This window comes from Streptomyces sp. NPDC002309, assembly GCF_053593375.1.
Window position 1 is genome coordinate 200,561 of the sequence record NZ_JBSFCI010000008.1, and the last position, 6,947, is coordinate 207,507.

Annotated in this window: 5 protein-coding genes; all 5 read right to left on the reverse strand. The window is 71.6% G+C overall.

Features of this window, described 5'->3' with window-relative positions:
• Positions 1-188: 188 nt before the first annotated feature.
• Complete coding sequence (locus tag ACWCPM_RS09955; RefSeq protein WP_450975630.1) at positions 189-1,622, reverse strand: malic enzyme-like NAD(P)-binding protein; 1,434 nt, start codon at positions 1,620-1,622, stop codon at positions 189-191.
• Positions 1,623-1,996: 374 nt separating this feature from the next.
• Entirely contained in the window at positions 1,997-4,294 is a 2,298-nt protein-coding gene (locus ACWCPM_RS09960) for a HelD family protein (RefSeq protein WP_450975631.1), read from the reverse strand.
• A 139-nt stretch (positions 4,295-4,433) separates the two neighbouring features.
• The gene (locus ACWCPM_RS09965; protein WP_450975632.1) at positions 4,434-5,201 is read right to left on the reverse strand and encodes an anti-sigma factor family protein; all 768 of its coding nucleotides are present in this window, start codon (positions 5,199-5,201) and stop codon (positions 4,434-4,436) included.
• A gap of 50 nt (positions 5,202-5,251) precedes the next feature.
• A complete protein-coding gene (locus tag ACWCPM_RS09970) occupies positions 5,252-5,836 on the reverse strand; it encodes a sigma-70 family RNA polymerase sigma factor (protein ID WP_009188888.1) in 585 nt (194 codons plus the stop codon).
• A gap of 269 nt (positions 5,837-6,105) precedes the next feature.
• Positions 6,106-6,699 carry a CGNR zinc finger domain-containing protein gene (locus ACWCPM_RS09975; RefSeq protein ID WP_450975633.1) on the reverse strand — a complete coding sequence of 198 codons (594 nt, stop codon included), beginning with the start codon at positions 6,697-6,699 and terminating at the stop codon, positions 6,106-6,108.
• Positions 6,700-6,947: the final 248 nt, after the last annotated feature.

Consider the following 6,947-nt stretch of genomic DNA (forward strand, 5'->3'; position numbering starts at 1 on the left):
ACGCCGAGAGCACGCACCGGACGCCGCGGGGCCGCCCTTCGGGCGACGAAGGGACTTCCGAAACACGCCCTGGCCGCCCACCCTAGAGGGCGGCCAGGGGTACGCCGTCCCGCGACGCGCCGGTCCGCGGGGCGGTCGTGGTGATCCTCACAGCCCGGCCGTCCGGGCCGCCGGGACGGGTCCCGGGGTCAGAGACCGGACGAGTCGGCCGGGGCGGCCCCCGCCGCCTTCGCGGCCTCCCGCACCGCACCCGCGACCGCGCCCGCGACCTTGTCGTTGAACACGCTCGGGATGATGTAGTTCGGGTTGAGCTCGTCCTCGGTGACGACGTCCGCGAGCGCCTTCGCGGCCGCGATCATCATCTCCGTGTTGACCGTGCGGGACTGCGCGTCCAGCAGGCCGCGGAAGACACCCGGGAAGACCAGCACGTTGTTGATCTGGTTCGGGAAGTCGGAGCGTCCGGTGGCCACGACTGCCGCGGTCTGGCGGGCGATCGCCGGGTCGACCTCGGGGTCGGGATTCGCCAGCGCGAACACGATCGCGTCGTCGGCCATGGCGGCCACGTCGTCGCCGTCGAGCACGTTCGGGGCGGAGACGCCGATGAAGACGTCCGCGCCGCGCACGGCCTCCTTCAGCGTGCCCGTGACGCCCTCGGGGTTGGTGTTGTCGGCGATCCAGCGCAGCGGCGAGTCCACGGGGGCCTCGACCAGGTCCTTGCGGTCCGCGTGCACCACACCGTGGATGTCGGCGACGACCGCGTGCTTGACGCCGGCGGCGATGAGCAGCTTGAGGATCGCCGTGCCGGCCGCGCCGGCGCCGGACATGACGACCCGGATGTTCTGGATCGCCTTGCCGGTGACACGCAGGGCGTTGGTCAGCGCGGCGAGCACCACGATGGCCGTGCCGTGCTGGTCGTCGTGGAAGACGGGGATGTCGAGGGCCTCGCGCAGCCGCGCCTCGATCTCGAAGCAGCGGGGCGCGGAGATGTCCTCCAGGTTGATGCCGGCGAAGCCCGGGGCGATCGCCTTGACGATCTCGACGATCGCGTCGGTGTCCTGGGTGTCCAGGCACAGCGGCCAGGCGTCGATGCCGGCGAACCGCTTGAAGAGGGCCGCCTTGCCCTCCATGACGGGCAGCGCGGCCTTCGGGCCGATGTTGCCGAGGCCGAGCACGGCGCTGCCGTCCGTCACGACTGCGACGGAGTTGCGCTTGATGGTGAGGCGGCGGGCGTCCTCGGGGTTCTCGGCGATGGCCATGCAGACGCGGGCCACACCCGGCGTGTAGACCATGGAGAGGTCGTCACGGTTGCGGATGGGGTGCTTGGACTGCATCTCGATCTTGCCGCCGAGGTGCATCAGGAACGTACGGTCCGAGACCTTGCCCAGCGTGACGCCCTCGATGCCGCGCAGCTGCTGGACGATCTGGTCGGCGTGCGCGGTGGAGGAGGCCGCGATCGTGACGTCGATGCGGAGTTTCTCGTGTCCGGACGCGGTGACGTCGAGGCCGGTCACCGAGCCTCCGGAGGACTCCACGGCGGTGGTGAGCTGCGAGACGGCGGTTCCGCTCGCGGGCACCTCCAACCGGATGGTCATCGAGTAGGAGACGCTGGGCGCCGTTGCCATGGCCGACTTCCTCTGCTTTCACCGTGTCGCGACTTGCCGTCCGATCGTCGCACCTACCGCCGAGTACGTGGTAGCCGCCCTGGATTGCGCTCATTTAGTTCACGGCGCACAGACGCGTGATCACGCACGGTGGGCGATATCGGAAAACTACTTCCACCATATGAGAGGCGATCGGGCATGAGAAGAGGCCCACGTCACATCGGACGCGGGCCCCTCACCCGTTCGATGACACCGACCCGCCATGCTCGCCTCGCGGCAAGTGGTCGCTCGTGGCGACGAAGGTTGGGCCCGGGGGCTTGGATCGGGCCGGTGTCACTGACCAGGCTAACAAACGGATCCCGCAGGGCCATTCCCGTGGGGCCACTCGATGCGGTTCAGTCCCTCAGCAGGTCCGGCACCCCGGCCGTGTCGGGCTCGTCCCGCTCCCCCGAGACGATGGTCAGCTGCTGGGTCGCCCGGGTCAGTGCGACATACAGCACACGCAGCCCGGCCGGCGACTCGTCGGCGATCTCCGCGGGCGAGACGACGACGGTCGCGTCGTACTCCAGTCCCTTGGCCTCCAGGCTGCCGAGCGCCACCACCCGGTCGCCGAGCCCGGCCAGCCAGCGGCGGGCCTCCTCGCGCCGGTTCATGGCGACGACGACACCGATCGTGCCGTCGACGCGGTCGAGCAGTCGGGCCGCCTCCTCGCGCACGCTCTCGCCCAGGGAGGCGCCGACGACGGCGAAGCGCGGCTCCACCCCCGTGGAGCGCACCGCCCTCGGGGACTGCGAGCCGGGCATGGCCAGGGTCAGCACCCTGGCGGCCAGTTCGGCGATCTCGGCAGGGTTGCGGTAGTTCACCGTGAGCTCGAAGCGGCGGCGCGGGCGGGTGCCGAGGGCCTCGTCGCGGGCCTCGGCCGCCTCGTCCGGGTCGGACCAGGAGGACTGGGCGGGGTCGCCGACGACCGTCCAGGTGGCGTGCCGGCCGCGGCGGCCGACCATGCGCCACTGCATCGGCGTGAGGTCCTGGGCCTCGTCGACGATGACGTGGGCGTACTCGGTGCGCTCCTGGGCCAGCCGCTCGGCGCGCTCCCACTGCGTCTCCTCGCGCACCGGCATCAGCTCCTCCAGGCCGGTGAGGTGGTCCAGCGGGTCGAGCTCGCGCCGCTTGCGCGGGCGGGCGGGGGCGCCGAGGGTCGCCTGGAGCTCGTCCAGCATCGCGACGTCGTGCACGGAGAGGCCGTCGCGTCTCAGTGACCGGGCGACCTTGCGCACCTCCCCGGGGTTCAGGATCCGCCGGGCCCAGCGGCCCAGGCGCCGCTCGTCGGCCATGGCGGCGAGGACCGCGCGCGGAGTCAGCTCCGGCCACCAGGCGTCGAGGAAGGTGAGGAAGTCGTCCTCGGAGGTGATGTCCTCGTCGAACGACGACCGCAGCTCGGCGGCCAGTTCCGGGTCCGAGTGCCGGCCGCCCGCGCCGGACCGCTCCCACAGGGCGTCCAGCAGCAGCTTGCGGGCGCGCGGGCGCAGCAGGTTGACCGGGGCGGTGCCGCTCAGCGCGGTGTGCCGGATCCGCTCCAGCTCGGCGGCCTCCAGTTCGAGGCGGCGGCCGAAGGCCACGACGCGCAGGCGCTGTGGTGAATCGTTCAGCTCCAGCGTTCCGCGGGCGGCCTTCCGCAGGACCTTGAGCATGCGGTACGAGCCCTTGGCACGGGCCACGGACGGGGAGTCGTACAGCGCGGCCTCGGCACCGTCGACGAGCGAGCCGATCGCCCGGATCGCGACCTGGCCCTCCTCGCCGAGGGAGGGCAGCACGCCCTCGGTGTAGGCCACCAGCAGCGGCGTCGGCGAGACGATCAGGATGCCGCCCGCGTAGCGGCGCCGGTCCTGGTAGAGCAGGTACGCCGCCCGGTGCAGGGCGACGGCGGTCTTGCCGGTGCCGGGGCCGCCCTCGACGTAGGTCACGGAGGCGGCGGGCGCGCGGATGACCAGGTCCTGCTCGGCCTGGATGGAGGCGACGATGTCCCGCATGGTGTGGCTGCGGGCCTGGCCGAGAGCGGCCATCAGGGCGCCGTCGCCGATGACGGGCAGCTCGTGGCCGTCGAGGGACGCCTTCAGCTCCGGGCGCATCAGGTCGTCCTCGACGCCGAGCACGCGGCGGCCCTTGGAGCGGATGACCCGGCGGCGCACGACCCGGCCGGGGTCGACCGGCGTGGAGCGGTAGAAGGGGGCGGCGGCGGGCGCCCGCCAGTCGATGACCAGCGGGGCGTAGTCCTCGTCGAGGACACCGATGCGGCCGATGTGCAGGGTCTCGGCGATGTCGGCCGTGTTGTCCGCGCGCACTGCGCCCTCGGCCGGCTCCACGGCGGTGTAGGCGCCGTCCGGGCCCTTCTTGCCGTCCTTGCCTGGCAGCAGGTCGATGCGGCCGAAGAGGAAGTCCTCGAACTCGTTGTTCAGCCGGCTCAGGTGGACGCCTGCCCGGAAGACCTGCGCGTCGCGCTCGGCGAGCGCGCCGGGTGTGCCGACGTGGCCGCGCTGGGCGGCGTCGTGCATGAGGAACTCCGCCTCGTGGATCTTCTCCTCAAGGCGGCGGTACACGCGGTCCAGGTGCTCCTGCTCCGCGCCGATCTCTCGGTCGCGTACGGAGTCCTGGGCCGGGTCGAGCGCGGCTTCCTGTTGAGCCTGAGCGGCCACCGGGCCCCCTTCTGACGTGCTGGGCAGCCGTCCACCGTACGCGAAAGGGACCCCTGAAGGCTACGCGTGAGCCCCGGGTCCGTCACCTGACGGCCCCGGGGCTCGGGTCTCACCGCTTCGCAGCAGTCGTCGTACCGCGCTACGCGCCGATCTCCACCAGCAGGTCGCCGTCGAAGGTCATGACCTCGAAGTGGTCGATCTCGTTCGGGGAGAAGGCGGCGCCGCCCTGGATGTAGAGCGGGTTCTTGGCCTGCTCCGTGGTGGCGTTCGGCAGGCCGTAGCCCCAGTCCGGGACGGACCAGTTGCTGATCGTCTCCCGCTCGCCGTTGGTGCCCACGGCGATCAACGAGCACTTCTCGGGGCCCTTGACGTTCTTCAGCTCCAGGACCGCGTCGGTGCCGTGCGGCTTCTCCTGCATCGCCACGGTGGCGCTGACCTGCGTCTTCGGGTCGGTCGCGGTGACCCGGTCGGGCATGCCCTTGAATGCCTGCTGGGCCGGGCTGACCGCCTGCACCGTGCGGTTGCCGCCGCCGGAGTCCTCGCCGCCGGTCGCCGCGACGGAGACCAGCGGGCCGCCGACGATCAGCGCGGCCGAGGCCGCGATCATGTACATGCTGCGACGGCGCTTCTGGGCGCGGCGTTCGGCGACCTCGTCGACCAGCTTCTCCGCCAGTCGCGGGCTCGGCCGGGCGGACAGCGACTCACCGATCGAGGGCGTGCCGGTGCCGGGCAGGTCGGCGAGCGCGGCCAGCATCGGTTCCATCCCGGCGAGTTCGTCGAGCTGCTGGGCGCACCACTCGCAACCGGCGAGATGGACCTCGAAAGCGGTTGCCTCGTGGTCGTCGAGGATTCCGAGGGCGTAGGCGCCGACGGTCTCGTGTTCGTTCGGGCCCGTTGATCCCTGCATGGGGCCAGACATACCCGGACCCCCCGCTCCGTATCCCCCGTAGGTGTTCATCACGCCGTCACCCCCCGCTCCTCCAGAGCCAGCTTCATCGACCGCAGGGCGTAGAACACCCGGGAGCGAACGGTGCCACTCGGTATGCCCAGGGTCTCCGCCGCCTCATTGACGGTACGCCCCTTGAAATACGTCTCGACGAGCACCTCCCGGTGGGCAGGGGTCAGGTCGTCGAGCGCGTCAGACAGCGTCATCAGCCACAGCGCCTTGTCGATCTCGTCCTCCGCGGGGATGACCTCCAGCGGCGACGGGTCGACCTCCTGCGGCCGGGCCTGCCGGCTGCGGTGGCCGTCGATCACGATGCGGCGCGCGACCGTCACCAGCCAGGGGCGTACCGAACCGGTGGCCCGATTGAGCTGACCGGCGTTCTTCCAGGCACGGATGAGCGTTTCCTGCACGACGTCCTCGGCACGCTGGCGGTCTCCGGCGACCAGCCTGAGGACATACGCGAGGAGAGGTCCGGCGTGTTCCCGGTACAGGGCACGCATCAACTCCTCATCAGGTTCCGAGGGCTGTGAGGACATGCGATGTCGGGCCCTCGCTCCACGTTCATTGGCCACGGCCGCATCCTTGCGCACGCCCACCTCCGGTGTCCGGGGGTTCCCCCAGTCGGTCGCTCGACACGGGGTACGGGCAGGAGGCGCCGCGCGTTCAAACCTGGGGAACGAATTTCTTCGGGGTGACATGACGTGAGAGGACATGGACGCACATTCCCCCCGCACTCCCTTCACATTTCCGCCGCATCGGCAAGGCGGCGGCCGCGCAGGTCGGCGCCGCGACCCGAAACGGCGTGTTGCCGAAATCACCTCGCCAGGCGCGAACGCCACTTGCGCAGATGCCGCATAACGGACTGTCAGGGTCGAGGCAGTGCCGCACGCCGGCGGTGCCGCGCCACCCGCTCGCGGTTCCCGCACACCTCGCTGGAGCACCAGCGCCTGCGCCGCCCCCGGGACGAGTCGAGGTAGACGAGGGGGCAGTTGTCCCCCGCGCACTGCCGCAGCCCCGCGCGTGCGACGGGGTCGGTGAGCAGCTCCACGGCGTCCCGGGCGATCGCCCCGAGCAACGCGGCGCGCTCCGGGGGGCCGTACAGCTCGCGCACCAGCGTCCCGTCCCGACCGCGCCGGGCACACGGCGCCGGCGGCGCGGTCCGGGCGACGGCGTTGACCTCGGCGAGCGGAAGGTCGTAGGGGCGGGGCTCAGGTGAGAGCGTGGCGCGGACCAACTGGTCGACATGGCCACGCAGTTCGTGGAAGGAGGCGAGCCAGGAGGCGTCCGCGCGGGCCGCCACGGTGCCGGGCGGGAGGAGTCCGGATCCGGTGATCCAGGCGTGCAACGCCCCGGCGGAACAGAGCCGTTCGACGGGGTGTGAGGTCGCCAGCAGATCGAGGCAGATCCGTCCGGCGCCGAACCGCAACTCGTAGGGGGCCGTGGCCGTACCCAGTGCCATGTGCGCGTCACCGCCTAAGCGCTCCGCCGTGAGTGCCGCGTGCCGTCGCCCGTCCGCGGCGTCGTCGTGGCCGGTCCCGCGGTTCCCCGCGCACCCCTGCGGGGCGGTGGTGAACCGCGTGCCTCACAATCTGCCTGCCCCGTGCGGCGATCGGTACCCCTCGGCGAGGACTCCCGGTGGACGGCCCCAGCGGCACGAAGATGTTCGCGATGCGCCGCAGGAAGAGTTTGAAGGGGGTGGCGTTCTGC